This is a genomic window from Pseudomonas sp. GW823-FHT03E05, from assembly GCF_058796855.1.
This window is the reverse complement of the sequence record NZ_JBXAJB010000004.1, coordinates 457,083-481,593: the sequence shown is the minus strand read 5'-3', so window position 1 is coordinate 481,593 and position 24,511 is coordinate 457,083. Positions and strand designations below refer to the sequence as shown.

The following is a 24,511-nucleotide window of genomic DNA, read 5'->3' as shown; positions in this document are numbered from 1 at the left end:
ATTTAGCGAATAAGGAGTATTGGGGTGTCGAGTACCGAAGATGAACAGCTGGCGGAATTGAAAGACTGGTGGCAGCGTAACGGCAAACCCCTGGTGACTGGCGGCCTGCTGGCCCTGGTTATCGTGTTCGGCTGGCAAGCCTGGCACAAGTATCAGAACAATCAGTCGCAAGGCGCTTCGGTGCTCTATCAGCAACTGCTGGAAACTACCCTGACGCCGGATGGCAAGCCGGATGCGGCTCGTGTTACGGACCTGGCGGGCAAGCTCAACAGCGAGTTCGGCGGTACTGCCTACGCGCAGTACGGCAACCTGTTCGTGGCCAAGGTGGCAGTAGACACCGGCAAGCTGGACGATGCAGCGGCACAGCTCAAGGCCGTGGCCGACAAGCCCGCCAACCCGACCCTGGGTGAAGTGGCGCGTCAGCGCCTGGCACAGGTACTGGCGGCGCAGAACAAGGCCGACGAGGCTCTGAAGCTGCTCGACGGCGATGCCGACAAGGCATTCCTGGCGACTCGTGAAGAACTCAAGGGCGATCTGCTGGTCCAGCTGGGCCGTGTGGACGAAGCCCATGCGGCATACCAAAAAGCCAAGGCGGCGCTCTCGGATGAAGCGGCAGTCGGTGGCCTACAAATCAAGCTGGACGACCTGGCCAAAGGGGATGCATGACGTGATCCGTTGGAAACATGCAGCATTGCTGGCTCTGGCCTTGTTGGCCGCGGGTTGCAGCAGCAACAGCAAGAAAGAACTGCCACCGGCGGAACTGGTCGACTTCAAAGAAGAAGTGGTCCTGCAGAAGCAGTGGAGCCGTTCGATCGGTGACGGTCAGGGCGAAACCTACAACATGCTGGTGCCAGCCATCGATGGTGACACCATCTATGCCGCTGACGTGACCGGCGTGGTGGTTTCCATGGATCGCATGAACGGCGACGTCAAATGGAAGAAAGATCTCGAACTGCCTGTTTCCGGCGCCGTGGGCGTGGGTTATGGGTTGGTCATGATCGGCACTCTGAAAGGCGAAGTGGTTGCCCTGGATGCCTCCAGCGGTGAAGAGAAATGGCGTGCCCGTGTGACCAGTGAAGTGCTGGCTCCGCCAGCTACCAACGGTGACGTGGTGGTGGTGCAGACTCAGGACGACCGCGTGATTGGCCTTGAAGCCAGCACCGGTCACCAGATCTGGCTCTACGACAGCACTCCAGCGGTGTTGACCCTGCGGGGCACCAGTGCGCCGTTGGCGACCAACCGTCTGGCCCTGGCCGGTCTTTCCACCGGCAAGGTGGTCGCGCTGGATATTCGCAACGGCGTGCCGGTGTGGGAACAGCGTGTAGCCATTCCACAAGGCCGTTCCGAACTGGATCGGGTCGTGGACATCGACGGTGGCCTGCTGCTGTCCGGTGGCACCCTGTACGTTGCCAGCTACCAGGGGCGTGTGGTTGCCCTGGACCTGGAGAGCGGCCGTCCGCTGTGGCAGCGTGATGCTTCCAGCTACGCCGGTGTGGCCCAAGGGTTCGGCAGCGTTTATGTCAGCCTGTCCTCGGGTACCGTGGAAGGCGTGGACGAGCGTTCGACTACCGCGCTGTGGAGCAACGACTCCCTGGCTCGCCGCCAACTGTCGGCACCGGAAGTCTTCTCCAGCTACGTAGCCGTGGGCGACCTGGAAGGTTACCTGCACCTGCTGAGCCAGGTTGACGGTCGCTTCGTCGGTCGTACGCGCATCGATAGCGACGGCCTGCGTGCTCGTCCGCTGGTGGTGGGCGACATGATTTATGTGTATGGCAACAGCGGCAAACTGGAAGCCCTGACCATCAAGTAATGGTTTGACTATGCTTGGGGTGATCCCCAAGCGAACTGCAGGAGCGAGCGTGCTCGCGATGGATGCCAGGTGACGCCAGCTTGCTGGACGAGCGCGGCGCCATGGAGTTAATCGCGAGCACGCTCGCTCCTACAGTGCTGCCCCGAGCACCAGCCGCTGCCTCGCAGCGGCTTTTGTATTTTCTGAATTAACGCAGTGGAGAGCCGCATGGTTCCCGTAATCGCCCTGGTGGGCCGACCTAACGTCGGCAAGTCCACCTTGTTCAACCGCCTGACTCGGACTCGCGACGCCATTGTCGGCGACCTGTCCGGTCTGACCCGTGATCGCCAATACGGTGAGGCCAAGTGGCAAGGGCGTACCTATATTCTGATCGACACCGGCGGTATCTCCGGTGACGAGCATGGCATGGATGAAAAGATGGCCGAGCAGTCGCTGCTGGCCATCGAAGAAGCTGATGTGGTGTTGTTCCTGGTGGACGCCAAGGCCGGGTTTACCGCGGCCGACCAGATGATCGGCGAGCACCTGCGCAAACGTAACAAGACTTCCTACGTGATCGCCAACAAGGTCGACAACATCGACCCGGACATGGCCCGCGCCGAGTTCGCGCCGCTGGGCATGGGCGATGCCATCCCGATCGCCGGTGCTCATGGCCGCGGTATCACCCAGATGCTGGAAATCGCCCTGAGCGAATTTCCCAAGGATGACGCTGACGAGCCGGAAGAAGGCGAGGAAGAGATCGTTGCCGAGGGTGAGGAAGCCAAGCGCATTCCGGGCCCGAGCGAGAAGGACGGGATCAAGATCGCCATCATCGGTCGTCCCAACGTCGGCAAGTCGACCCTGGTCAACCGCATGCTCGGTGAAGATCGGGTGATCGTCTATGACCAGCCCGGCACCACCCGCGACAGTATCTACATCCCGTTCGAGCGCAACGACGAGAAGTACACCCTGATCGACACCGCCGGTGTGCGCAAGCGCGGCAAGATCCACGAGGAAGTCGAAAAGTTCTCGGTGGTCAAGACGCTGCAGGCGATCAAGGACGCCAACGTGGTGATCTTTGTCATGGACGCCCGCGAAGGTGTGGTGGACCACGACCTGAACCTGCTGGGCTTTGCCCTGGAAGCCGGTCGGGCCCTGGTGATCGCCCTGAACAAGTGGGACGGCATGCAGCCGAGCGAGCGCGACTATGTGAAGACCGAGCTGCAACGCCGGCTGTTCTTCGTCGACTTCGCCGATATCCACTTTATCTCGGCGCTGCACGGTACCGGTGTGGGCAACCTCTACCAGTCGGTGCAGAACTCCTTCAAGTCGGCGGTAACCCGCTGGCCCACCAGCCGCCTGACGCAGATCCTCGAAGATGCCGTTGGCGAGCACGCGCCGCCCATGGTCAACAATCGCCGGATCAAACTGCGCTACGCCCACTTGGGTGGTGCCAACCCGCCGCTGATCGTGATCCACGGCAACCAGGTGGAGAAGGTGCCCAAGTCTTATGTGCGCTATCTGGAAAACACCTACCGTCGAGTCTTGAAGCTGGTAGGTACGCCGATCCGCATCGAGTTCAAGGGCGGCGAGAACCCGTACGAAGGCAACAAGAACACGCTGACCGACCGCCAGGTCAACAAGAAGCGTCGCTTGATGTCGCACCACAAGAAGGCCGACAAGAAGCGTCGCGACAAGCGCTGACCGGCTTAGGAGCCGGTTTGCCGGTGAAGCTCCGGACCTGCTTCAGAGCTTCGCTGGCAAGCCAGTTCCTACGGGATCTGTGTGGATAAGAGGGCGCCCCGGGCGCCCTTTTTCATGCCTGGCGTTTGGGCTATTCTCGGGGACCTCCGCGCCGCCGTAGTGCGGACTGCTCAGCAGGGAATCCTCATGATCATCAGTAAGTTGCCGAATGTCGGCACCACCATCTTCACGCAAATGTCCCAGCTCGCGGTGGAAACCGGAGCGCTCAACCTGTCCCAGGGCTTTCCTGATTTCGATGGCCCGCAAGCCCTGCGTGATGCGCTTGGCTGGCATGCCGCCAATGGCCATAACCAGTACGCACCCATGACCGGCCTACCGGCACTGCGCCAGCAGGTCGCCGCGAAAATCGCCCGCAGCTATGGCGTCCAGGTCGATGCGGACGCTGAGGTGACCATCACGCCCGGTGCGACCCAGGCAATCTTCTGTGCCATCCAGGCGGTGATCCAGCGCGGTGACGAAGTCATTGTGTTCGACCCCAGTTACGACAGCTATGAGCCGTCGGTGGAGCTGGCCGGTGGGCGTTGTGTGCATGTGCCGTTGGCCGGGCAGGGCTTTGCCCTCGATTGGCAGAAACTCGGTGAAGCCCTGAGTCCGCGCACGCGGATGATCATCCTCAATTCGCCGCACAACCCCAGTGGTGCCTTGATCAGCCGCGCCGAGCTGGACCAGTTGGCCGCCCTGATCCGTGATCGCGATATTTATCTGGTCAGTGACGAGGTCTACGAACACCTGGTGTTCGATGGCGTACCCCATGTCAGTGTGCTGGCCCATGAGGAGCTGTATCAGCGTGCCTTCGTGGTCAGCTCGTTCGGCAAGACCTACCACGTGACCGGCTGGAAGACCGGTTATGTGGTTGCACCACCGGCCCTGAGCGCCGAGCTGCGCAAGGTGCATCAATATGTCAGCTTCTGCGGGGTCACGCCTTTGCAGTACGCTCTGGCGGACTTCATGGCCGAACACCCGGAACATGTCGAAGAGTTGCCGGCCTTTTACCAGGCCAAGCGTGATCTGTTCTGCGATCTGCTGAGCGCCTCGCGTTTCAGCTTCAACCGGGTGTCGGGTACCTATTTTCAATTGGTGGACTATTCGCAGATTCGTCCAGACTTGAATGATGTCGACATGGCGACATGGATGACCCGCGAACACGGCGTGGCGGCCATTCCGGTGTCGGTGTTCTATCAGCAGCCGCCCCAGGGGCAGCGCCTGGTGCGTCTGTGTTTTGCCAAGCGCGAGGAGACGTTGCGCCAAGCAGCGGAGAAACTATGCGTGATCTGAGTGCATTACCCGATCTGAATCTGGCCCTGATCCAGACCACCCTGGCCTGGCACGACCGCCAGGCCAACTTCGAGCATTTCGAGCAGTTGCTGGAGCAGGCCCGTGGTGCAGATCTGATCATCCTGCCGGAAATGTTTACCACCGGATTCTCCATGGAATCCGCGACTCTCGCGGAAGCGGAGAATGGCCCTACCAGCAAATGGCTACGTGGCCAGGCGAAGAAGCTGAATGCGGTGATCACCGGCAGCGTGATAATCCAGGCAGCGGATGGCAGCCATCGTAATCGCTTGCTGTGGGCGCGCCCTGACGGTGAGGTCTGGCACTACGACAAGCGCCACCTGTTTCGCATGGCCGGCGAGCACAATCACTACACGCCGGGGGAACGGCAGGTACAGTTCGAGCTCAAGGGTTGGCGTATTCGCCCGCTGATCTGCTACGACCTGCGGTTCCCGGTGTGGAGCCGGGACGCCCAGGACACCGACCTGCTGCTCTACACCGCCAATTGGCCGGGTGCCCGCCGCCTGCACTGGAATCGCCTGCTGCCAGCCCGGGCCATTGAAAACCTCTGCTACGTTGCGGCGGTGAACCGGGTGGGCACCGACGGCAAGGGCTTTGCCTATACCGGAGACAGCCAGGTTCTGGACTATCAGGGCGAAACCCTGCTCAGCGCCGGAGAGGCCGATGGCGTCTTCCAGGTGTGCCTGAACGCGGGTGAACTGGCGGCTTACCGTGCGCGTTTTCCGGCGAACCTCGACGCCGATACCTTCATGTTCACTTAGGATCGCTTCGGCACTGCACACTTTTTTACAGGTTGCGAATATCAAGCTTCGAGGGTGAAGGCCGATAGCAGGATCAGTTCAGGAGGAATCAACCATGACTACCATCACTGCCACCATCGTCAATTCTTACCCCCTGTCGGCACCCAAAACTGCTTCGACTGAAGCCGAAGGCAACAGCGCCAGCCCGCTGGCGCCGGTGGATGACAGCAAGGACGGTCAGGATAAGGAGCTGCGGGTCAACTCTGGCGATGCCAATATCGATGCGGTAAAGGCCGGTGGTGATCCGGTCAAGGCGCTGCAGAAACAGATCGAGCAGACCCAGAAAACCCTGACCGAACAGCAGGCCCAATTGGCCAATGTGCAGAAGGGCCAGGCCAGCGACGAACAGAAAGCCCAGCAGGTGATGGAAGTCCAGGCGCAGATCGCCGTGACCAACAGCACCTTGCAGGTGCTGCAGGCGGCTTTGCTGCAAGCCATGTTCAGTGTTGATGTGCATGCCTGAAACAGTCGTTGCTGACATTTAGCTGGTGTTATCTGTTCCTGCATAAAAAAGGCCCCGGGGAGTCGAGCTCCTCGGGGCCTTTTGCTTTTGGCAGCCTTTAGGCTGCCTTGGCCTGCTGCTCGCTCAAGGAGCGGTTCAGCGCACTGAACAGCGCCTTGAAGCTGGCGGTGGTGATGTTTTCGTCGATACCGACGCCGTGCACGGCGCGCTCACCGTTGACCCGCAGTTCGATGTAGGCCGCCGCCTTGGCGTTGGTGCCGGCGCCGATGGCGTGCTCGTTGTAGTCCATGATCTCCACCGGAACCGGCAGCCCGGCCACCAGCGCTTCCAGGGCACCGTTGCCCTTGCCGCGCCAACTGAGGTTGGTCTCGCCCTGACCCTTGCTCGAGACTTCCACTTCCACGGCGCTGTGGCCGTTCTCTTCCTGCAAGCGATGGCTGACCAGCGCGTAAGGAGTGTTGGCCTGCAAGTACTCGCTGTGCAACAGCGCGTGGATCTGCTGGGCGGTCATTTCCAGGCCCAGGCGGTCGGTTTCCCGCTGCACCACCTGGCTGAACTCGATCTGCATGCGGCGTGGCAAGCTGATGCCGTATTCCTGCTCGAGCAGGTAGGCGATACCACCCTTGCCCGACTGGCTGTTGACGCGGATCACCGCCTCGTAGCTGCGACCGATATCGGCCGGGTCGATCGGCAAGTACGGCACCTCCCACAAGCCATCGGCTTTCTGCTGGGCGAAGCCCTTGCGGATCGCGTCCTGGTGCGAGCCGGAGAACGCGGTGTGGACCAGGTCGCCGACATAAGGGTGACGCGGGTGCACGGCAATCTGGTTGCACTCTTCCACGACTTTGCGCACGCCGTCGATGTCGGAGAAATCCAGTTCAGGGTTCACACCCTGGGTATAGAGGTTCAAGGCCACAGTGACCAGGTCGACGTTACCGGTACGCTCGCCGTTGCCGAACAGGCAGCCTTCGACACGGTCGGCGCCGGCCATCAGGCCCAGCTCGGTGGCGGCCACGCCCGTACCGCGGTCGTTGTGGGTGTGCAGGCTGATGAGCACGCTGTCACGACGGTTGATGTTGCGGCAGAACCACTCGATCTGGTCGGCGTAGATGTTCGGTGTGGCGACTTCAACGGTGGCCGGCAGGTTGAGGATCACCTTGTTGCTTGGCGTGGCGTTCCAGACTTCCACCACGGCGTCGCAGACTTCCTTGGCGAACTCCAGCTCGGTGGCGCTGAAGGTCTCTGGCGAGTACTCGAACTGCCACTGGGTTTCCGGTTGCTGGGCGGCGTATTTGACGAACAGCTTGGCCGCATTCACCGCGATCTCTTTCACACCGGCCTTGTCCTGGTTGAAGACAATGCGGCGGAACGAAGGGCTGGTGGCGTTGTACAGGTGGACGATGGCCTTTTTCGCTCCACGCAAGGACTCGAAGGTGCGGGCGATCAAGTCTTCACGGGCCTGGGTCAATACCTGGATGGTGGTGTCGTCCGGAATGTGGCCGCCTTCGATCAGGGTGCGCACGAAGTCGAAGTCGGTTTGCGAAGCGGCCGGGAAAGAAGCTTCGATTTCCTTCACTCCCACAGCCACCAGGGTCTTCCAGAAGCGCAGCTTCTTGACGGCATCCATCGGTTCGATCAACGACTGGTTGCCATCACGCAGGTCCGAACTGCACCAGATCGGCGCGCTGGTGATGGTTTTCGACGGCCAGGTACGGTCCGGCAAGTTGATGGTCGGGAACGCGCGGTACTTGGAGGATGGGTCTTTGAGCATGGTCATGGAGAAATCCTTATTGTCCGGGCCGAAAAGAGGCGGCCTGCCGGTGAGTCAAGAGTGAGGTTGACGCAGGGGGATGAGGCACCGCGATTCAGCCTGGCAGTCGTGCGCTGACGAGGCAGAGGCTCCGGTGTTGACGACGCTGAATGAGGGTGTGAGAGGTTTTCATGTGCTCAACCCTAACCACTGGGGTGAGAGATGGCAAGCAGTCGAAAAAAATTGAGAGGAATACTCGAAAACAAAGCTATATCGAGATTTTATGCTGGGTATTCTTTGAAAGAATACTAACGATTGCGCAGTCGAGTAGGGCTGCGCAATCCCTGTGGGCGTCGGCTCGCCGCTGAATCAATGCCTGATGCAGGCAAGCGGCGCTGCGCGATCAGGGCTGGAAGGCCCCGATAAAGATGGCCGGATCGACCCGCGCATCATTCAGGCTGACGTTCCAGTGCATATGCGGCCCGGTGGCGCGGCCGGTCGCCCCCACCTTGCCCACCACGGCGCCACGGGCCAGGGACTGGCCGATCTTCACGTCGATTTTCGACATGTGGCAGAACATGCTGATGAAGCCCTGGCCGTGGTCGACGAACACGGTGTTGCCGTTGAAGAAGTAGTTGCCGATCAGGATCACTTTGCCCGCCGCCGGGGTCTTGATCGGTGTGCCTGCCGGCACCGCGAAGTCCAGGCCCGCGTGAGGGTTGCGCTCTTCACCGTTGAAGAAACGGCGTACGCCGAACTTGCTCGACAGGGGGCCATTCACCGGCTTGTCCAACAGCAGGTTGCTTGGGGTGTTGGGGCTGAAGCTGCGGTAGGCGCGGATCTGTTCCGCCAACTCGCCGTCGATGCGCTTGAGGTCCGCCGGGTTCGGATTGACCTGGCGCTGGTTCTTCAGGGTGATGTGCTGCTCCGGGTATTTCTTGTTGCCGACCACGAAGTTCAGGCTGCGCCCGCCGGCGCTTACTTGTTGAGTGCCGGGCTTGACCGTCAGCGGGATGCCGACAATCGCCAGCCAGTTGTTCTGCTCCTTCACCACCAGCACCGGCTTGCCCTGGTAGCTGGCCTTGGGCGCCTGGGCGGCGCTGCCCAGGTCGACCACCGCTACGCCACCGGGCACGGGTTTGTTCAGCAGGCGGGTGATGTAGCTGTCGGCGTGAGCATTGAAGGCCAGGCACAGCAACAGCAGGGAGCAGAGAAAACGCGGCATGGATCAATCCAGTAGAGAAAGGGTGACGGGCGTCAGGTGGTTGTCTTCGACGCGTACTTGCAGCTCGCCTTCGCCCAGGCGGGCACTGAGGCGCTGGCCTGGGCGGGTCTGGCCGGCACTGCGAATGGCCTGCCCGCGATCGTCCAGCAGGATGCTGTAACCGCGCCCCAGGGTGGCCAGGGGGCTGACCACATGCAGGGTCTGCATCTGGCTGTGCAATTGCAGGCGGCGGCCCTTGAGGCCTTCGCGCATGGCCCGGGGCAGGCGTTCGGCCAGGCTGTCCAGGCGCTGGCGCAGCAGTGCCAGTTGCCGCCCTGGATGCTGGGCTCCGAGGCGGGTTTCCAGGCGGATCAAGCGTTCGCGACGGGTATTGAGGCTGCGCTCGAAGGCGCGGCGCAGGCGCATGTCCAGGTCGTCCAGGCGCTGTGCCTGCTGGCGCAGGCGTTCGCCGGGATGGCGCAGGCGTCGGGCCAGGCCGTCCAGGCGCAGCCGGTCGCGCACCAGCCGGTCGCGCATGCGCATCACCAGGCGTCGATGCAGGTTGTCGACCCGGCGTTGCAGGTCACTGGAATCGGGGGCCAGCAGTTCGGCTGCTGCGGAAGGCGTGGGCGCGCGAACGTCGGCCACGAAATCACTGATGGAGACGTCGGTTTCATGACCGACGGCGCTGACGATCGGTGTCACGCAGGCATCCACCGCACGGGCCACGGCTTCTTCGTTGAAGCACCAGAGGTCCTCCAGGGAGCCGCCGCCACGGGCCAGGATCAGCGCGTCGAAGCCCCGGGCGTCGGCCAGCTGCAGGGCCCGGACGATCTGCGCCGTAGCCTCGCGGCCCTGCACGGCGGTAGGGATCAGGGTCAGCACAACCTGCGGTGCGCGGCGCCGGAACACACTGATGATGTCGCGGATCACCGCGCCGGTGGGTGAACTGATGATGCCGATGCGTTGTGGATGGGCCGGCAGTGGCACTTTGCGTTCGGCGCTGAACAGCCCTTCGGCGCTCAGCTTGTCTTTCAGGGCATCGAAAGCCAGGCGCAGGGCGCCATCACCGGCCGGTTCCACGGTGTCGAGAATCAGCTGGTAGTCACCGCGCCCTTCGAACAGCGAGACCTTGCCCCGCACCTTGACCGCCAGGCCGTCCTTCAGCGCCTGGCGGACCCGCGCGGCGTTCTGCCGGAACAGTGCGCAGCGCACCTGGGCGCCGCTGTCCTTGAGGGTGAAGTACACATGGCCGGAGGCCGGGCGGGCGAGGTTGGAGATCTCGCCCTCCACCCAGATATTGCTGAACACGTCCTCGAGCAGCACCCGGGCGCGGCCGTTGAGCTGGGTGACGGTGAGGACCTCGCGGTCCAGGCCGAGTCGTGCGAAGGGATCTTTAATCATGGGGCGCAGTTTAAAGGCCTGTCTCTGAATGGAACAACGCAAATCAACTACAAGTGATTGCGAAAATGTTCGACGAATTGCGCCACCAGGGGCGTCGGCTCCTGTCGGTAGGCGAGGGCCACGGTGCTCTGGCAATCGGCATCCGCCAGCGGCAGGAAGCGGATGCTGGCCGGGGCGATGTCCTGCATCGACTCGGGCAGCAGGGCGATGCCGAAGCCGGCCTGGATCAGTTGCAATTGGGTGGTCTTGCGCGACATCACCCGCGCCGCCCTGGGAAAGAAGCCCTGGCGCATGCACAGCTCGGCCGAGAGGTAACTCAAGCCGCCCCGCTGGGGGTGGGGGATGGAGATGAAGGCTTCCTCGCGAAGCTGGGCCAGGTCGACGCCCCCGGCCGGAGGGTCCAGCGCCAGTGGGTGCTGAGGTGGCACCGCCAGCAGCAAGGGTTCGGCGAACAGGGGCGTGATCTGTACACCTGCCCGTTGACGTAACACCGGCAGGCGCAACAGGCCGATATCCAGGTGCCCCTGCGCCAACTCTTCCAGTTGCGCCTCGGAAGACAGCTTGGCGATGTCCATCGAGGCTCCAGGGCAATGCTGCAAGTAGCTGCCGATGCCCTGGAGTAGCCGGCCGCTCATGGGCACGGTGCTGGAGTGGCTCAGGCGCAAGGTGCCCAATTGCCCCATGCCTACCTGAGTGGCCAGTTCGCTGGCCTTGTGCAATTCACTCAGCAGGTTGCGTGCCTTGGGGAAAAACGCTTCACCGGCCGCCGTCAGCCGCGGCAGGCGCGCGGTGCGCTCGAACAGTGGGGTCTGCAATTGGTTTTCCAGCTCCTTGATCTGCCGGCTGAGGGCTGACTGGGCGACGAACAGGCGCTCGGCGGCGGCGCTGAAGCTGCCGCATTCGGCGATTTCCACGAAATAGCGCAGTTGGCGGGTCGAAATCACGAGGCATGCCTTTTTGCGATGAGTTGGCGACTTGGACGATATTAGTCGCAAGGCTCACTGCTGGCTAAAGTCACTGCGTATTCAACTGGGAAGTCGCAGCGATGAGCGTGGTAATCGAGGGTTTGAACCAGTGGTCTTTCGGCCCGGGCAGTTGGTTGGTGATCGGCCTGGGCATCGCGCTGGCGTACATAGTGTTCGGCATTGCCGGGTTCGGTACGGCGCTGGTGGCAGGGCCGGTGCTGATCCTGTTCATGCCGCTGTCGAAGATCGTGCCGCTGCTGGTGCTCCTGGATTTTGTCGCGGCCTTTGGCAACCTTCTGCCCTCGCGCAAGGATGTGGCCAGGCCGGAGTTGCTGCGCCTGTTGCCCTGCATGGCAGTAGGTTGCACCTTGGGGGTGATCTTCCTGCTCAACCTCAAATCCGATCTGTTGCTGCTATTGATGGGGCTGTTCATCAGTGCCTACGCCATCTACAGCCTGTGGGTGAAGGCGCGTCCGACCCAGTTGGCGGCCGGCTGGGCGGTGCCGATGGGGATTGTCGGTGGGCTGTTTGGCGCACTCTTCGGCAGTGGCGGCTTTTTATATGCCATCTACCTGAACAGCCGCCTGCCCAAGGACCCGGCGCGGGCGACCCAGAGCGCGCTGATCAGTTGCAGCACCGTGGTGCGCTTGAGCCTGTTCGCCCTGGCCGGGGTCTATGCCGAGTTGCCGCTGCTGCTATTGGCGCTATGCCTGTTGCCGGCGATGGCCTTGGGGTCGTGGATTGGCCGCCGGTTGACGATGAAACTGTCCCGGGAGGCTTTTGTACGCCTGGTGACCTGGCTGGTGCTGGCCAGTGGCGTTGCCTTGATCGGCCGTTACCTGAGCACTTGACCTGCTGGGGCCAGGGATTAAGCTGCGGGCCTTTGAATTCGTTCGCTGGCAGGCCGGCTCCTACAATTGATGACAGGAGCCGGCTTGCCGGCGAAAGCGTGAGTACCGTCCCCGCATGTTCCAGGCTTATCCATGAACTCCCAAAGCATCCTCGTCCCGAAAATTTCCACCCTGCCGGTGCACGAGCCCCGGGCCCGGGCGATCGTGCGCTGGCTGGTGCGCAAGAACATCGTCGAGGAAAGCCTCAGCACCTGCGGGCGCACGGGCAATCGCATGGGGCACGCCATTGCCGCCGGGGCACGGGAGGTGGTGCTGCGGCCAGAGGCGCTGCCCTTCGGCGAGCCGATCAATGGCCTGGAAATCATCACCAAGCGCTGCATCTATACCCCGGCCAAGGGCTTTCTCGAGGAAGCGGGCTGTGCCGAGTGCCGGCAGGAAATCGGCGAAGCGCTGTTCGAGAGCCTGGAAGACTGGATGCCAGGGCGTACCGACAACTTCACCTGCCCCGAATGCGGCCATGAAGATGACATCAACGGCTTTCTGTTTCTTCAGGAATGCGGTTTTTCCAACTTGGGCTTTATCTTCAACAACTGGGCCGAAGCGGGTTTTAAACAGAGCTTTATCGACGAGTTCGCCGACTGGCTGGATCAGCCGATAAGTTGGGTCAAGGTCGAGTTGTAGCGCGCGGATATCTCCATCTATCACTCCAGCGATATTAGCCAGAGTTTTACATTGAGCCCGGGTAGCTGTCTGAGTATAATGGCGCGCTTCCATTTTCCCGCCCGGGAGCCCCCGCGATGCTGCGTATCAGCCAAGAAGCCCTCACCTTCGACGACATTCTCCTAGTGCCCGGTTATTCCGAAGTACTGCCTAATGAAGTCAGTCTTAAGACCCGTTTGACCCGTGGCATCGAGCTGAATATTCCACTGGTTTCCGCCGCCATGGACACCGTCACTGAAGCCCGTCTGGCAATCGCCATGGCTCAGGAAGGCGGCATCGGCATCATCCACAAGAACATGACCATCGAGCAGCAGGCTGCCGAAGTGCGCAAGGTCAAGCGTTTCGAAGCCGGTGTGGTCAAGGACCCGATCACCATCGAGGCCGACGCCACCGTGCGTGACCTGCTCGAACTGACCAGCATGCATAACATCTCCGGTGTGCCGGTACTGCACAACGGCGACCTGGTGGGCATCGTGACTTCCCGTGACGTGCGTTTCGAAAGCCGTCTGGAAGTCAGCGTCCGTGAAGTGATGACGCCTAAAGAGCGCCTGGTCACGGTCAAGGAAGGCGCCGACAAGACCGCCGTCCGCGAGCTGCTGCACAAGCACCGCATCGAGCGTGTACTGATCGTCGACGACGCCTTCGCTCTCAAGGGCATGATGACCGTCAACGATATCGAGAAAGCCAAGGCTTACCCGCTGGCCAGCAAGGACGACCAGGGTCGCCTGCGCGTCGGCGCTGCGGTCGGTACTGGCAAGGACACTGGCGATCGCGTTGCTGCGCTGGTCAATGCCGGTGTCGACGTGGTGGTGGTGGACACCGCCCACGGTCACTCCAAAGGCGTGATCGACCGCGTTCGCTGGGTCAAGGAGAACTTCCCGCAAGTGCAGGTGATCGGCGGCAACATCGCCACTGGCGCTGCTGCCAAGGCCCTGGCCGAAGCTGGCGCCGACGCAGTCAAGGTCGGTATCGGCCCGGGCTCGATCTGCACCACCCGTATCGTTGCCGGTGTTGGCGTGCCGCAAATCAGCGCCATCGCCAATGTTGCAGCGGCGCTGGTCGGCACTGGCGTGCCGCTGATCGCCGACGGCGGTATCCGGTTCTCCGGTGACCTGTCCAAGGCCATCGTCGCCGGTGCTTCCTGCGTGATGATGGGTTCGATGTTCGCCGGTACCGAAGAGGCTCCAGGCGAGATCGAGCTGTTCCAGGGCCGCTCCTACAAGGCTTACCGTGGCATGGGTTCCCTGGGCGCCATGTCCCAGGCCCAGGGCTCTTCCGACCGCTACTTCCAGGACTCCTCCGCGGGTGCCGAGAAGCTGGTGCCGGAAGGTATCGAAGGTCGCGTGCCGTACAAGGGCACCCTGACCGCGATCATCCATCAGCTGATGGGCGGCCTGCGTTCTTCCATGGGCTACACCGGTAGCGCCAACATCGAAGAAATGCGCACCAAGCCGGAGTTTGTCCGCATCACCGGTGCCGGCATGGCTGAATCCCACGTCCACGACGTGCAGATCACCAAGGAAGCGCCAAACTATCGCGTAGGTTGATAGTGATCGCCTCCAGGCCAAGGCCCGGAGGCGATTGACGAATTTAGTAACCGGGGCTGTGTTTTTCAGCCCCGTGTCGTTTCTGAAATTAGACGAGACTGACCATGGCCCTCGACATTCACGCTCACCGTATCCTGATCCTCGACTTCGGTTCCCAGTACACCCAACTGATCGCCCGCCGTGTGCGCGAGATCGGGGTCTACTGCGAACTGCATCCGTTCGACATGGACGACGAAGCGATCCGCGAATTCGCTCCCAAAGGCGTCATCCTCGCCGGCGGCCCCGAATCCGTGCACGAAGCCAACAGCCCTCGCTGCCCGCAGGCGGTGTTTGACCTGGGCGTCCCGGTCTTCGGCATCTGCTACGGCATGCAGACCATGGCCGAGCAGTTGGGCGGCAAGGTCGAAGGTTCCGAGCTGCGTGAGTTCGGCTATGCCCGGGTTGATGTAGTCGGCAAGAGCCGCCTGCTGGACGGCATCGAAGACCACGTCGACGCCGACGGCCTGTTCGGCCTAGACGTTTGGATGAGCCATGGTGACAAGGTCACCAAGATGCCGGAAGACTTCCACATCCTGGCCAGCACCCCGAGCTGCCCGATTGCCGGCATGTTCAACGACGACCTGCGCTACTACGGCGTGCAGTTCCACCCGGAAGTGACCCACACCAAGCAGGGCGGTCGCATCCTGTCGCGCTTCATCCTCGACATCTGCGGCTGTGAAGCGCTGTGGACCCCGTCGAAGATCGCCGAGGACGCCATTGCCCAGATCCGTGCCCAGGTTGGCACCGACAACGTGCTGCTGGGCCTGTCCGGCGGCGTCGACTCCTCGGTGGTCGCGGCCCTGCTGCACAAGGCCATCGGCGACCAGCTGACCTGCGTCTTCGTCGACAACGGCCTGCTGCGCCTGCACGAAGGCGAGCAAGTAATGGCCATGTTCGCCGAGAACATGGGCGTCAAGGTGATCCGCGCCAACGCCGAGGAGCAGTTCCTCAATAACCTGGCCGGCGAAGCCGACCCGGAGAAGAAGCGCAAGATCATCGGCCGTACCTTCATCGACGTGTTCGATGCCGAATCCTGCAAGCTGGAAAACATCAAGTACCTGGCCCAGGGCACCATCTACCCGGACGTGATCGAGTCGGCTGGCGCGAAAAGCGGCAAGGCCCACGTGATCAAGTCGCACCACAACGTGGGCGGCCTGCCGGAGGAAATGAACCTCAAGCTGGTCGAGCCACTGCGCGAGCTGTTCAAGGACGAAGTCCGCCGTCTGGGCCTGGAACTGGGCCTGCCGTACGACATGGTCTACCGTCACCCGTTCCCGGGCCCGGGCCTGGGTGTGCGCATCCTTGGTGAAGTGAAGAAGGAATACGCCGACCTGCTGCGTCGCGCCGACCACATCTTCATCGAAGAGCTGCGCAAGGCCGACTGGTACCACAAGGTCAGCCAGGCATTCGTGGTGTTCCAGCCGGTGAAATCCGTGGGCGTGGTAGGTGATGGCCGTCGTTACGCCTGGGTCGTGGCCCTGCGCGCCGTGGAAACCATCGACTTCATGACCGCACGTTGGGCGCACCTGCCTTACGAACTGCTGGAAACCGTCAGCGGCCGGATCATCAACGAGATCGAAGGCATCTCCCGCGTCACCTACGACGTGTCGAGCAAGCCGCCGGCCACGATTGAGTGGGAATGATCGGGGCCGAGTGATCGGCGCTTGATCCATTCGCGTTAGCCAATGGCGATCGGGACCTTCGGGTGTCGATCGCCATTGTCGTTTCTAGGGGATTGCCTGCGGTACACATCGGCATTTGTGTTGCAGGACCTTTGGAAGCGGCGCTTTTTCGGCTTCCGGCAATATCACGTAAGACATGCTCGGCCCCTTGTCCTGGGCTTCTCTCTACCCTTGGATCTCCCCCCGCCTGTTTTTGCTGCGGCTTGTTCGCGGCGGGGTTTGATCGGAGGGTACAGGGTTGTCGGTTGACAACCTTGTGTGACTGGCGATACTGGAGGCTATGGATGGCTCGTGCAACTCATCCCAAGAAGGACATTGAAATGGCCCTGCGCTACGCCGAATGGCAGGGCTGGCGCATCGAGGTCGGCGGTGGTCATGCCTGGGGGCGGATCTACTGTCCGTACAACAACGAAGTGTGTCGCTGTGGCGAGTTTTGCATCACCAGCGTATGGCGCACGCCGAAGAACCCGACCCAGCACGCCCGGGCGTTATGCCGGGTGATCGATAACTGCACCCTGAACCAGCTGCGTGGAGCCAAGTCGCCGGCAGCCCGCTAGGAGTAAGCACCATGGAATACCTGTTCACCCTCAACTACCTGCTGCCGCTGGAGGGCTGTGATCCGCTGCAACTGGTGGAGCGCCTCGGTGCGGCGGGTTGCACCGACGTCCTGGTGGGCACCGGCCTGGCCGGGCGCCTGGCCCTGGAGTTCAGTCGCGAGGCCGAGAGCGCCGAGGCGGCGCTGCTCAGTGCCCTGGGGGATATCAAGCGGATCATTCCCGAAGCGCGGCTGGTGGAGGCCAGCCCGGATTTTGTCGGCCTCAGCGAGATCGCCGAGATCGTCGGCGTGTCCCGGCAGAACATGCGCAAGCTGATGCTCGGCCATGCCGACAGCTTTCCCCTGGCGATCCATGAAGGCAGCGCTTCGCTGTGGCACTTGGCGGAGGTCCTGAGCTGGCTGGACAGCAAGGGCGGCTACGCCCTCAAGCACCCGGTGATCGAGGTGGCGCGGGTGGCGCAGCAGGTGAACACCGCCAAGGAGTCGAAGCGCATCGGCCCCCTCAGCGGTGAACTGGTGGCCTTGCTGGGCTGATGGGGTATTCGCCTGGCAACCTAGCTCCGATACGGTCTACGCGTGGTTAGGTGCCAGGTTGCCTTGGCGATCATGAAGTCAGACGCTGATCTGGAGGAGGCTGTCAGGTTCAATATAGGGTGGGTTCTCGACGACCTTGAGCTTTATAAGCCGCAGGTCACTGCGTCCTGAAGCGTATTCCTTGGCTTGCTCCACGCTCAGGGCTTGCGGATCGGAAGTCATTCGGAACTTAGTTCCACAGCCAAGCAGGTATTCACCTTCCTTGATTCCAGAAATGAAATCGATAGGCGCGAATGCCATGCCAGGCGGGCACTCTATTTCAAGGATCAGCGGTGCGCCTGATAGCGGGATGAATTTCCCCAGCTCGTTGATATCGCTCGTAGTCGACATGAAGGCTTGATAGGTGAAGGTTCCTTCAAGGGCTTGAAGTAATGGAACGGAAAACTCCGCCTCTGATGTCATTCGAAACAAGGTGATGGTGTCTGTTGGCGTAGCGCCTATGAGCTTCTTGAGATGCGGTAGGTCGCTAAAAAATCTTTCCAGAGGCAGGCCGGCCTTTAAGCGACCGTTGAGCTCAAAGGCATAGTCGTCCTCAGCGGTCTTGTAGCTTTTGCATACCCGCAGAATATCTACACCGTGGGGAAGAGTGTCCAGATGCGCCTTGAAGGCTTGGTGGTGGTTCATGAAGGTCCTTGTTGGCAGCTTGCAAGATGATTAAGCGACGCATCTGTGTGCGGACGAAGGCTATCTATTGGGTGCAAACTGCCGAGTCGGTGATTTTCAGGAGACAGTGTATCGAAACGGGATTCCGTGAAGCACCACCCTTATGGTGTCAAACCCGCTTGTCCGCTATTCGGGGCTGCTGTGCCGCGGGTGCGGCTGCACTGCCAGATAAACACAGAGCCTACGGTGGTGGAGCCTATTTTCGATTGTGAATGCGCAATGAGTTCGGTTTTCAATCTGCCATTGAATCCGTTGAACGTCGTTTGCGGCACTCTATCGCCGGCCTGCGGAAAGCTTACCGCCCATTCGTTGGAAGGAAGAAAGCCACGGGGATTGCTCAAGTCGCGGGAGAACAGGCGGGCAAAGGCTTGCCGGCGGCCTTCTCGATCAGGCGCATTGGGATGTTGGGTATCGAACAATGTGCTGATAGTGCTGCTTTCACCACCCACGATGAGGAATCTGGCTCTCAGTCCGTTTGTGCTGATAAATGCCAGGCGCATAGCATCCTGGAAGATATTCTGTCGGACTTGATGCATATCGACAGCCGAACTCGGCCATTTGAGTTCAATGGCGCCGTACCAGATAACTGTATTAAGCGAACGTCCCAGAAGGGCCAGATCTACCCGTTTTTTTGTGTTTCCCCAGTCGGGTGGTAGCTGGCTGGTTGCCGGAAGAAATTGACCTTGTGCGTTTATGATCTGGGCCGTGACGGACCGGGCGGAGTCTTCGCCGGATAAGTTGTTGAGATTCTGAGCGGTTTGAAGTTGGTGCCACCCAGAAAGGCCTGAGGCAATTTTTGTAGCCAGTAAAGGTCGGTTCATCGCTGCTCCATGCAATGTGTAAGTAATCGAGTCAGCAAGCTCCCATGTGGTGATCTACAGAGGCCGGCAATTTACTGACATGGATAAGGTGTCCTGCAACCAGTGCCACTGATAGACGTATGCGTCCTCGGAGATGGTTGCTGAATCAGCGCCGCGCCACGTCGGAGAAGTAGAACTTGTCCAGGGTGTGCCGTGATTCGGTGTACTCGAACTGGCGCCCGTCCTGGAGAAAGGTCTGGTTGCTCACCACGATCACGTGGCTCTGGCCGTCCAGGTCGAGCAACTGCTGGTCGTCCTTGCTCCGCGGGCTGGCCTCGATGGTGCGTTGGGCGTAGCTGATGCTCAATTGCAGGGTTTGTTCGATGTAGGCATAGATCGACTGCTCGGCGATCTGCCGGTCCAGCCCTGGAATCAGATCGGCGACAAAGTGGTTGATGTCGAGAATCACCCGTTTGCCGTCAATGCGCCTGACCCGCTTGATCCGGGTGATCAGGCTGCCTTCTTCGGCTTGCAGATGGGCCCGCAGCGGGCCTTCGAGAGGAAACTGGCTGAACTCCACCACCTCGGTGCTGACGTCATCCCCCAGCCCTGGATAGGTTTCCTGGAAGCTGACGATGCCGCCCAGTTGGAACTCGATGGGATTGGGCGAGAGCACGAAGGTGCCCTTGCCGTGGATCTTCTGCGCGAAGCCGCGCTCCTGCAGCAGTTCGATGGCCTTGCGCACGGTGCCGCGGCTGGCCTGGTAGCTGTCCATCAGTTCGCTTTCCGAAGGCAGGCGGGCGCCACGCTCCAGACGTTCGGTGGTGATGCTGGCAAGCAGATCGCTGTAGATCTGGTTGTATTTGCTCATGGGATGGCTCTGTGCCGCGCTGTGCTCAAGGCAGGCACCTTAAGGGCTGCGCGGGGTATTTGTCCATGTACCTGGCAGGCCGGAGTCGGCTCGGAAAAGCACATTTCGAGCGTTGGCTCGAAGAAAAATCCAAACTCGTCTGTACGAGTTGTTGATTTAACTCGTACAGACGAGTAGTTTCCTCCTCGGCGTGCTGCCAATAACAAAAATCTCAGGTGGAAGAACGAGCATGAGCCACGACTATTCAACGATCGCCAGCGAGTTGCTGCACAGCCTCGGTGGCGCCGACAACCTCGAGCAGGCTGCCCATTGCGTGACCCGCCTGCGCCTGGCCCTGAAGGACCCGAGCCGGGTCGACAGCGCCACGCTCAACCAGATCGACCTGGTCAAGGGATCGTTCTTCACCGGTGGCCTGTTCCAGGTCGTGATCGGCCCCGGCGAAGTGGAAAAGGTCTATGCGGCGCTGCGTGAGCAGACTGGCCTTGCGGCCTCGACCATTGCCGATGTGAAGGACAAGGGCGCGCAGAAGACCCACGCCATGCAGCGCCTGGTGCGGGTGTTCTCCGATGTGTTCATGCCTATCCTGCCGGCCCTGATCATCGCCGGCCTGCTGATGGGGGTGAACAACCTGCTGGGTGCCAAGGGCATGTTCATCGAGGGCCAGACCCTGCTCGAGGCCTATCCGGGCCTGGACGGGCTGTGGAGCCTGATCAATCTGATGGCCAACACTTCCTTCGTGTTCCTGCCGGCCCTGGTGGGCTGGTCGGCGGCCAAGCGCTTCGGCGGCAGCGAGATCCTCGGCATCGTCCTGGGCCTGATGCTGGTGCACCCGGACCTGCTCAACGCCTGGAACTACGGCAAGGCCGTGGCCGGGCTGGATGGCCAGAGCCTGCCGTACTTCGACATCCTCGGCCTGTTCCAGATCGAGAAGGTCGGCTACCAGGGGCAGATCCTGCCGATCCTGCTGGCAGCCTATGTGATGAGCGTGATCGAAAAATGGCTGCGGGCCCGGGTGCCCAACGCCATTACCCTGCTGGTGGTGCCCATCACCACCATCGTGGTCACCGGGGTGCTGGCTCTGGCGATCATCGGCCCGGTGACCCGCCATCTGGGGATCCTGATCACCGAAGGCGTGGTCACCCTGTTCGACCTGGCGCCGGTGGTGGGTGGGGCGATCTTTGGCCTGCTCTATGCGCCGCTGGTGATCACCGGCATGCACCACATGTTCCTGGCGGTCGATCTGCAACTGATCTCCACCCAGGGCGGCACCTTTATCTGGCCCATGATCGTCATGTCCAACCTGGCCCAGGGCAGCGCGGCCCTGGCGGTGTTCACCATGAGCCGCAATGCCCGGGACCGCAGCATGGCTTCGACCTCGGCGATCTCGGCCTATTTCGGCATCACCGAGCCGGCGATGTTCGGCGTCAACCTGCGCTACAAGTTTCCGTTCTATGCCGCGCTGATCGGTTCGGCCCTGGGCAGCATCTTCCTCTCGCTGAACAAGGTCCAGGCCTCGGCTATCGGCGTCGGTGGGCTGCCGGGGTTCATCTCGATCATTCCGCAATACATCCCGATGTTCGTGATCGGCATGGTCGTCGCCCTGGTGGTGCCTTTCGTCCTGACCTGCGGCCTGAGCCTGAAGATCATCCGTCCCGGCTACCGAGTGGCCTGACCGGCCCTGCAGGAGCCGGCTCGCCGGCGAATGCCCTCGCACTTTCCAAAGGATTCCCCCATGCAAGACTGGCAGCGTTCGGTGATCTACCAGATCTACCCGAAAAGTTTTCACAGCCACCAAGGGCAGGCCACCGGCGACCTGCTGGGAGTGGTGGACAAGCTCGACTACCTGCACTGGCTGGGGGTCGATTGCCTGTGGTTGACCCCGTTCCTGCGTTCGCCGCAACGCGACAACGGCTATGACATCAGCGACTACTACGCCATCGATCCCAGCTACGGCAGCATGGCCGACTGCGAGTTGCTGATCGCCGAGGCCGGCAAGCGCGGGATCAAGCTGATGCTGGACATTGTGGTCAACCACACCTCCATCGAACACGCCTGGTTCCAGCAGGCCCGCAGCAGCCTGGACAACCCCTACCGGGACTTCTACATCTGGCGCGATGAGCCCAACAACTGGGAGTCCAAGTTCGGCGGCTCGGCCTGGGAATACGAAGCGCAGACCGGCCAGTACTACCTGCACCTGTTCGACCACACCCAGGCCGACCTCAACTGGGACAACCCACGGGTGCGCGCCGAAGTCTTCAAGATGATGCGCTTCTGGCGGGACAAGGGCGTCGGCGGCTTTCGCCTCGACGTGATCAACCTCATCTCCAAGCCTGCGGACTTCCCTGAGGACCAGAGCGATGGCCGGCGCTTCTATACCGATGGCCCGAACGTTCATGAGTACTTGCAGGAAATGCATCGGGAAGTGTTCGCCGGCCATGACCTGGTGAATGTCGGCGAGATGTCGTCCACCCGCCTGGAACACTGCATCCGCTACTCGAACCCGGAGTCGAAGGAGCTGTCCATGACCTTCAACTTCCATCACCTGAAGGTGGATTACCCCAATCAGCAGAAGTGGCTGCGAGCCGATTTCGACTTCCTCGAGCTCAAGCGCATCCTCTCCGACTGGCAAACCGGCATGCAGGCCGGTGGCGGCTGGAATGCGCTGTTCTGGTGTAACCACGACCAGCCCCGGGTGGTATCGCGCTTTGGCGACGACGGCGAACACCGTGTGGTGTCGGCGAAGATGCTGGCCACCGCATTGCACCTGCTGCAGGGCACGCCCTTTGTCTATCAGGGCGAAGAGCTGGGCATGACCAATCCGCATTTCCAGCGCATCGAGCAGTATCGCGACGTCGAGACCCTGAACATCTACCGCCTCAAGCGCGAGGCCGGTGAAGAGCCGCAGGCCATCATGGCGGCGATCCAGCAGAAGTCCCGGGACAACGGGCGTACGCCAATGCAGTGGAATGCCGGGGCCAATGCCGGTTTCAGCAGCGGCACCCCCTGGATCGAGGTTGCGGCCAACGCTGGCCAGATCAACGTCCAGGCACAGCTCGACGACCCGCAATCAGTGCTGCACCACTATCGCCAATTGATCGCGTTGCGCCGTGAGCAGGGTTTGATCCAGCACGGCGTCTATCGCCAATTGCTGCCCGAGCATCCGCAGGTCTGGGCCTACGTGCGGGAAGGGCAGGGCGAGCGACTGCTGGTGGTGAACAACTTCTATGGTTCGCCGTGCGAGGTTGAATTGCCGCAGGAGGTCATCGAGCCGGGCATGCAGCAGCGTCTGCTGATCAGCAACTACCCGGGGGATGGCGCCCGCAGCCGGCATTTGCGGCTGCGGCCCTATGAGTCCTTCGTCCTGCACCTGACCGACTGCTGACAATCCTCGCAGAAGCTGCCGGGCGGTTTGCGTCTGCCGTGAATGCGCTGTTGCAGATACAGCGCAGGGCTTCGTTCGTCGGCAAGCCGGCTTCTGCGGATCGAAATATCACAATAAAAATAATGGGGTGGCTTATGAAAACAACAATAAATCGCGGCCTGGCGGCGTCCTGCCTGTGCCTGGCATTGCCCTTTCCGGCCCAGGCCCTGGAGTTCGCCGGCTACCTGCGCAGCGGTCTCGGCACCTCGGTGAACAGTGGCTCGCAGTCTTGCTTCCAGTTGCCCGGCGCGCCCTCCAAGTACCGCCTGGGCAACGAGTGTGAGCAGTACGCAGAGCTTGAGCTGCGCCAGGACCTGTACACCCTGGAGGACGGCTCGGTGCTCAGCGTCGACGGCATGGCTTCGCTCTACAACCGCTACGACCGCAACCTGACCTTCCAGGGCGAAAACGGCTCGGCGCGCATGCCGCAGATGTACGCCCAGTGGTCGAACCTGCCCAGCCTCAATGGCGGCTCGCTGTGGGCCGGGCGCCGTTACTACAAGCGTAACGACATCCATATTTCCGACTTCTACTACTGGAACCAGAGCGCCACCGGCGGCGGGGTCGAGGACGTGCGCATCGGCGATCTGAAATACAGCTACGCCTTTTCCCGCAAGGACAACCTCTACCAGAAGCAGGCCGTGAGCCGTCACGACTTCAACGTTGCCGGTTTCCAGACCAACTCCGGCGGCGAGCTGGAACTGGGCCTGAGTTACCTGGAAAAGCCCGATCGCCGTGGTGCCCACAATGGCTGGGCGATCACCACCCAGCATGTGCAGAAAGACTTTTTCGGCGGCAAGAACAAACTGGCCTTGCAATACGGTGAGGGGCCCGGTACCGGCCTGGGCTACACCGGCAATCCCTACCTGGATGACGGCAACAAGAGCTATCGCCTGGTGGAGTTCTTCGATTGGCAGGTCACCCCGCGCTTCGGCGGCCAGGTAGAGGCGGTCTATCAGAAGGACATTCGCCCCGACGGCCAGGACCAGAACTGGATCTCCCTGGGTGTGCGCCCGGCCTATGCCATCACCGAGCAGTTCAAGCTGGTGACCGAGTTTGGTCATGATCAGGTGGAGGCGCCCGGGGGCACCCGCAAACTCAGCAAGTTCACCTTCGCGCCCACCTGGTCACCCAAGGGGCCGGAGTTCTGGGCGCGGCCCGAGGTGCGCCTGTATTACACCTATGCCAGTTGGAACGAGGCCGCCAAACGCGCGGCCAACGAACTGGCGGCCGGCTCCGCGCTGTCCGACAGTGGTGTCTTCGGCACCGCCCGGCACGGGGCGAACGTCGGTTTGCAGGTCGAGTACTGGTGGAAATAAGCGATGCTGTCGGGGCTCG

22 protein-coding genes are annotated in these 24,511 nt (G+C 61.5%); 15 read left to right on the top strand and 7 right to left on the bottom strand.

The genetic code is table 11. From position 1 onward, the window contains the following. Positions 1-24: 24 nt before the first annotated feature. The 6 genes from AC1RCO_RS19075 to AC1RCO_RS19050 all read left to right on the top strand — a co-directional run bounded on the left by AC1RCO_RS19075 (position 25) and on the right by AC1RCO_RS19050 (position 6,106). The gene (locus AC1RCO_RS19075) at positions 25-666 is read left to right on the top strand and encodes a tetratricopeptide repeat protein (protein ID WP_011063205.1); all 642 of its coding nucleotides are present in this window, start codon (positions 25-27) and stop codon (positions 664-666) included. Beyond that, entirely contained in the window at positions 659-1,810 is a 1,152-nt protein-coding gene (bamB, locus tag AC1RCO_RS19070) for an outer membrane protein assembly factor BamB (RefSeq protein WP_011063204.1), read from the top strand. Before AC1RCO_RS19075 ends, bamB begins: the two co-directional genes overlap by 8 nt. 207 nt (positions 1,811-2,017) lie before the next feature. Then, positions 2,018-3,490 carry a ribosome biogenesis GTPase Der gene (der, locus tag AC1RCO_RS19065; protein ID WP_011063203.1) on the top strand — a complete coding sequence of 491 codons (1,473 nt, stop codon included), beginning with the start codon at positions 2,018-2,020 and terminating at the stop codon, positions 3,488-3,490. Positions 3,491-3,676: 186 nt separating this feature from the next. Then, positions 3,677-4,825: a pyridoxal phosphate-dependent aminotransferase gene (locus tag AC1RCO_RS19060; RefSeq protein WP_065365253.1), complete on the top strand. Its 1,149-nt coding sequence runs from the start codon at positions 3,677-3,679 to the stop codon at positions 4,823-4,825. Then, positions 4,813-5,604, top strand: a complete 792-nt coding sequence (locus AC1RCO_RS19055) for an amidohydrolase (protein ID WP_011063201.1) — start codon at positions 4,813-4,815, stop codon at positions 5,602-5,604. Before AC1RCO_RS19060 ends, AC1RCO_RS19055 begins: the two co-directional genes overlap by 13 nt. A gap of 94 nt (positions 5,605-5,698) precedes the next feature. After that, positions 5,699-6,106, top strand: coding sequence for a hypothetical protein (locus AC1RCO_RS19050; RefSeq protein ID WP_492617946.1), 408 nt, complete (start codon positions 5,699-5,701; stop codon positions 6,104-6,106). A 97-nt stretch (positions 6,107-6,203) separates the two neighbouring features. On the opposite strand, the gene leuA is transcribed toward AC1RCO_RS19050, so the two are convergent. The 4 genes from leuA to AC1RCO_RS19030 all read right to left on the bottom strand — a co-directional run bounded on the left by leuA (position 6,204) and on the right by AC1RCO_RS19030 (position 11,408). After that, positions 6,204-7,883 carry a 2-isopropylmalate synthase gene (gene leuA, locus AC1RCO_RS19045; RefSeq protein ID WP_011063199.1) on the bottom strand — a complete coding sequence of 560 codons (1,680 nt, stop codon included), beginning with the start codon at positions 7,881-7,883 and terminating at the stop codon, positions 6,204-6,206. A gap of 376 nt (positions 7,884-8,259) precedes the next feature. After that, positions 8,260-9,081, bottom strand: a complete 822-nt coding sequence (locus AC1RCO_RS19040) for a peptidoglycan DD-metalloendopeptidase family protein (protein ID WP_125062143.1) — start codon at positions 9,079-9,081, stop codon at positions 8,260-8,262. Positions 9,082-9,084: 3 nt separating this feature from the next. Beyond that, positions 9,085-10,464 carry an exodeoxyribonuclease VII large subunit gene (xseA, locus tag AC1RCO_RS19035; RefSeq protein ID WP_011063197.1) on the bottom strand — a complete coding sequence of 460 codons (1,380 nt, stop codon included), beginning with the start codon at positions 10,462-10,464 and terminating at the stop codon, positions 9,085-9,087. Between the two features lie 47 nt (positions 10,465-10,511). Next, complete coding sequence (locus tag AC1RCO_RS19030) at positions 10,512-11,408, bottom strand: LysR family transcriptional regulator (RefSeq protein ID WP_015636875.1); 897 nt, start codon at positions 11,406-11,408, stop codon at positions 10,512-10,514. 101 nt (positions 11,409-11,509) lie between these two features. Between AC1RCO_RS19030 and AC1RCO_RS19025 the strand changes: the two genes are divergently transcribed. The 6 genes from AC1RCO_RS19025 (at position 11,510) to AC1RCO_RS19000 (ending at position 17,358) form a co-directional block, all read left to right on the top strand. After that, a complete protein-coding gene (locus AC1RCO_RS19025; protein ID WP_053153589.1) occupies positions 11,510-12,280 on the top strand; it encodes a sulfite exporter TauE/SafE family protein in 771 nt (256 codons plus the stop codon). Between the two features lie 132 nt (positions 12,281-12,412). Continuing rightward, complete coding sequence (locus AC1RCO_RS19020; RefSeq protein WP_011063194.1) at positions 12,413-12,961, top strand: hypothetical protein; 549 nt, start codon at positions 12,413-12,415, stop codon at positions 12,959-12,961. A gap of 116 nt (positions 12,962-13,077) precedes the next feature. After that, the gene (guaB, locus tag AC1RCO_RS19015) at positions 13,078-14,547 is read left to right on the top strand and encodes an IMP dehydrogenase (protein WP_015636874.1); all 1,470 of its coding nucleotides are present in this window, start codon (positions 13,078-13,080) and stop codon (positions 14,545-14,547) included. Positions 14,548-14,651: 104 nt separating this feature from the next. Beyond that, positions 14,652-16,229: a glutamine-hydrolyzing GMP synthase gene (guaA, locus tag AC1RCO_RS19010; RefSeq protein ID WP_011063192.1), complete on the top strand. Its 1,578-nt coding sequence runs from the start codon at positions 14,652-14,654 to the stop codon at positions 16,227-16,229. Between the two features lie 323 nt (positions 16,230-16,552). Beyond that, complete coding sequence (locus AC1RCO_RS19005; RefSeq protein ID WP_065365254.1) at positions 16,553-16,825, top strand: hypothetical protein; 273 nt, start codon at positions 16,553-16,555, stop codon at positions 16,823-16,825. 11 nt (positions 16,826-16,836) lie between these two features. Continuing rightward, positions 16,837-17,358 (top strand): helix-turn-helix transcriptional regulator, encoded by a 522-nt coding sequence (locus AC1RCO_RS19000; protein ID WP_053153583.1) that lies wholly within the window; start codon positions 16,837-16,839, stop codon positions 17,356-17,358. Between the two features lie 78 nt (positions 17,359-17,436). On the opposite strand, the gene AC1RCO_RS18995 is transcribed toward AC1RCO_RS19000, so the two are convergent. The 3 genes from AC1RCO_RS18995 to treR form a co-directional block, all read right to left on the bottom strand. After that, positions 17,437-18,042, bottom strand: coding sequence for an ADP-ribosyltransferase family protein (locus AC1RCO_RS18995; protein WP_011063189.1), 606 nt, complete (start codon positions 18,040-18,042; stop codon positions 17,437-17,439). Positions 18,043-18,182: 140 nt separating this feature from the next. Continuing rightward, complete coding sequence (locus tag AC1RCO_RS18990; RefSeq protein ID WP_138641126.1) at positions 18,183-18,902, bottom strand: hypothetical protein; 720 nt, start codon at positions 18,900-18,902, stop codon at positions 18,183-18,185. A gap of 145 nt (positions 18,903-19,047) precedes the next feature. Then, positions 19,048-19,752 carry a trehalose operon repressor gene (gene treR, locus AC1RCO_RS18985; RefSeq protein WP_011063188.1) on the bottom strand — a complete coding sequence of 235 codons (705 nt, stop codon included), beginning with the start codon at positions 19,750-19,752 and terminating at the stop codon, positions 19,048-19,050. A gap of 229 nt (positions 19,753-19,981) precedes the next feature. On the opposite strand from treR, the gene treP reads away from it, so the two are divergent. From treP to AC1RCO_RS18970, 3 genes are all read left to right on the top strand, one after another. After that, the gene (gene treP, locus AC1RCO_RS18980; protein ID WP_011063187.1) at positions 19,982-21,424 is read left to right on the top strand and encodes a PTS system trehalose-specific EIIBC component; all 1,443 of its coding nucleotides are present in this window, start codon (positions 19,982-19,984) and stop codon (positions 21,422-21,424) included. Positions 21,425-21,484: 60 nt separating this feature from the next. Further along, positions 21,485-23,134, top strand: a complete 1,650-nt coding sequence (gene treC / locus AC1RCO_RS18975) for an alpha,alpha-phosphotrehalase (protein WP_065365257.1) — start codon at positions 21,485-21,487, stop codon at positions 23,132-23,134. Between the two features lie 134 nt (positions 23,135-23,268). Next, positions 23,269-24,492: a maltoporin gene (locus AC1RCO_RS18970; RefSeq protein WP_152686411.1), complete on the top strand. Its 1,224-nt coding sequence runs from the start codon at positions 23,269-23,271 to the stop codon at positions 24,490-24,492. Positions 24,493-24,511 lie beyond the last annotated feature (19 nt).

Bases quoted from the DNA above. Each gene is read 5' to 3' on its own strand.
- treC (WP_065365257.1), top strand. From the start codon at position 21,485: ATGCAAGACTGGCAGCGTTCGGTGATCTACCAGATCTACCCGAAAAGT.
- treR (WP_011063188.1), bottom strand. From the start codon at position 19,752: ATGAGCAAATACAACCAGATCTACAGCGATCTGCTTGCCAGCATCACC.
- AC1RCO_RS19040 (WP_125062143.1), bottom strand. From the start codon at position 9,081: ATGCCGCGTTTTCTCTGCTCCCTGCTGTTGCTGTGCCTGGCCTTCAAT.
- leuA (WP_011063199.1), bottom strand. From the start codon at position 7,883: ATGACCATGCTCAAAGACCCATCCTCCAAGTACCGCGCGTTCCCGACC.
- treP (WP_011063187.1), top strand. From the start codon at position 19,982: ATGAGCCACGACTATTCAACGATCGCCAGCGAGTTGCTGCACAGCCTC.
- AC1RCO_RS19060 (WP_065365253.1), top strand. From the start codon at position 3,677: ATGATCATCAGTAAGTTGCCGAATGTCGGCACCACCATCTTCACGCAA.
- AC1RCO_RS19005 (WP_065365254.1), top strand. From the start codon at position 16,553: ATGGCTCGTGCAACTCATCCCAAGAAGGACATTGAAATGGCCCTGCGC.
- AC1RCO_RS19020 (WP_011063194.1), top strand. From the start codon at position 12,413: ATGAACTCCCAAAGCATCCTCGTCCCGAAAATTTCCACCCTGCCGGTG.
- AC1RCO_RS19000 (WP_053153583.1), top strand. From the start codon at position 16,837: ATGGAATACCTGTTCACCCTCAACTACCTGCTGCCGCTGGAGGGCTGT.
- AC1RCO_RS18995 (WP_011063189.1), bottom strand. From the start codon at position 18,042: ATGAACCACCACCAAGCCTTCAAGGCGCATCTGGACACTCTTCCCCAC.
- xseA (WP_011063197.1), bottom strand. From the start codon at position 10,464: ATGATTAAAGATCCCTTCGCACGACTCGGCCTGGACCGCGAGGTCCTC.
- AC1RCO_RS19050 (WP_492617946.1), top strand. From the start codon at position 5,699: ATGACTACCATCACTGCCACCATCGTCAATTCTTACCCCCTGTCGGCA.
- der (WP_011063203.1), top strand. From the start codon at position 2,018: ATGGTTCCCGTAATCGCCCTGGTGGGCCGACCTAACGTCGGCAAGTCC.
- AC1RCO_RS18990 (WP_138641126.1), bottom strand. From the start codon at position 18,902: ATGAACCGACCTTTACTGGCTACAAAAATTGCCTCAGGCCTTTCTGGG.
- AC1RCO_RS19025 (WP_053153589.1), top strand. From the start codon at position 11,510: ATGAGCGTGGTAATCGAGGGTTTGAACCAGTGGTCTTTCGGCCCGGGC.
- guaB (WP_015636874.1), top strand. From the start codon at position 13,078: ATGCTGCGTATCAGCCAAGAAGCCCTCACCTTCGACGACATTCTCCTA.
- AC1RCO_RS19055 (WP_011063201.1), top strand. From the start codon at position 4,813: ATGCGTGATCTGAGTGCATTACCCGATCTGAATCTGGCCCTGATCCAG.
- bamB (WP_011063204.1), top strand. From the start codon at position 659: ATGCATGACGTGATCCGTTGGAAACATGCAGCATTGCTGGCTCTGGCC.
- AC1RCO_RS18970 (WP_152686411.1), top strand. From the start codon at position 23,269: ATGAAAACAACAATAAATCGCGGCCTGGCGGCGTCCTGCCTGTGCCTG.
- guaA (WP_011063192.1), top strand. From the start codon at position 14,652: ATGGCCCTCGACATTCACGCTCACCGTATCCTGATCCTCGACTTCGGT.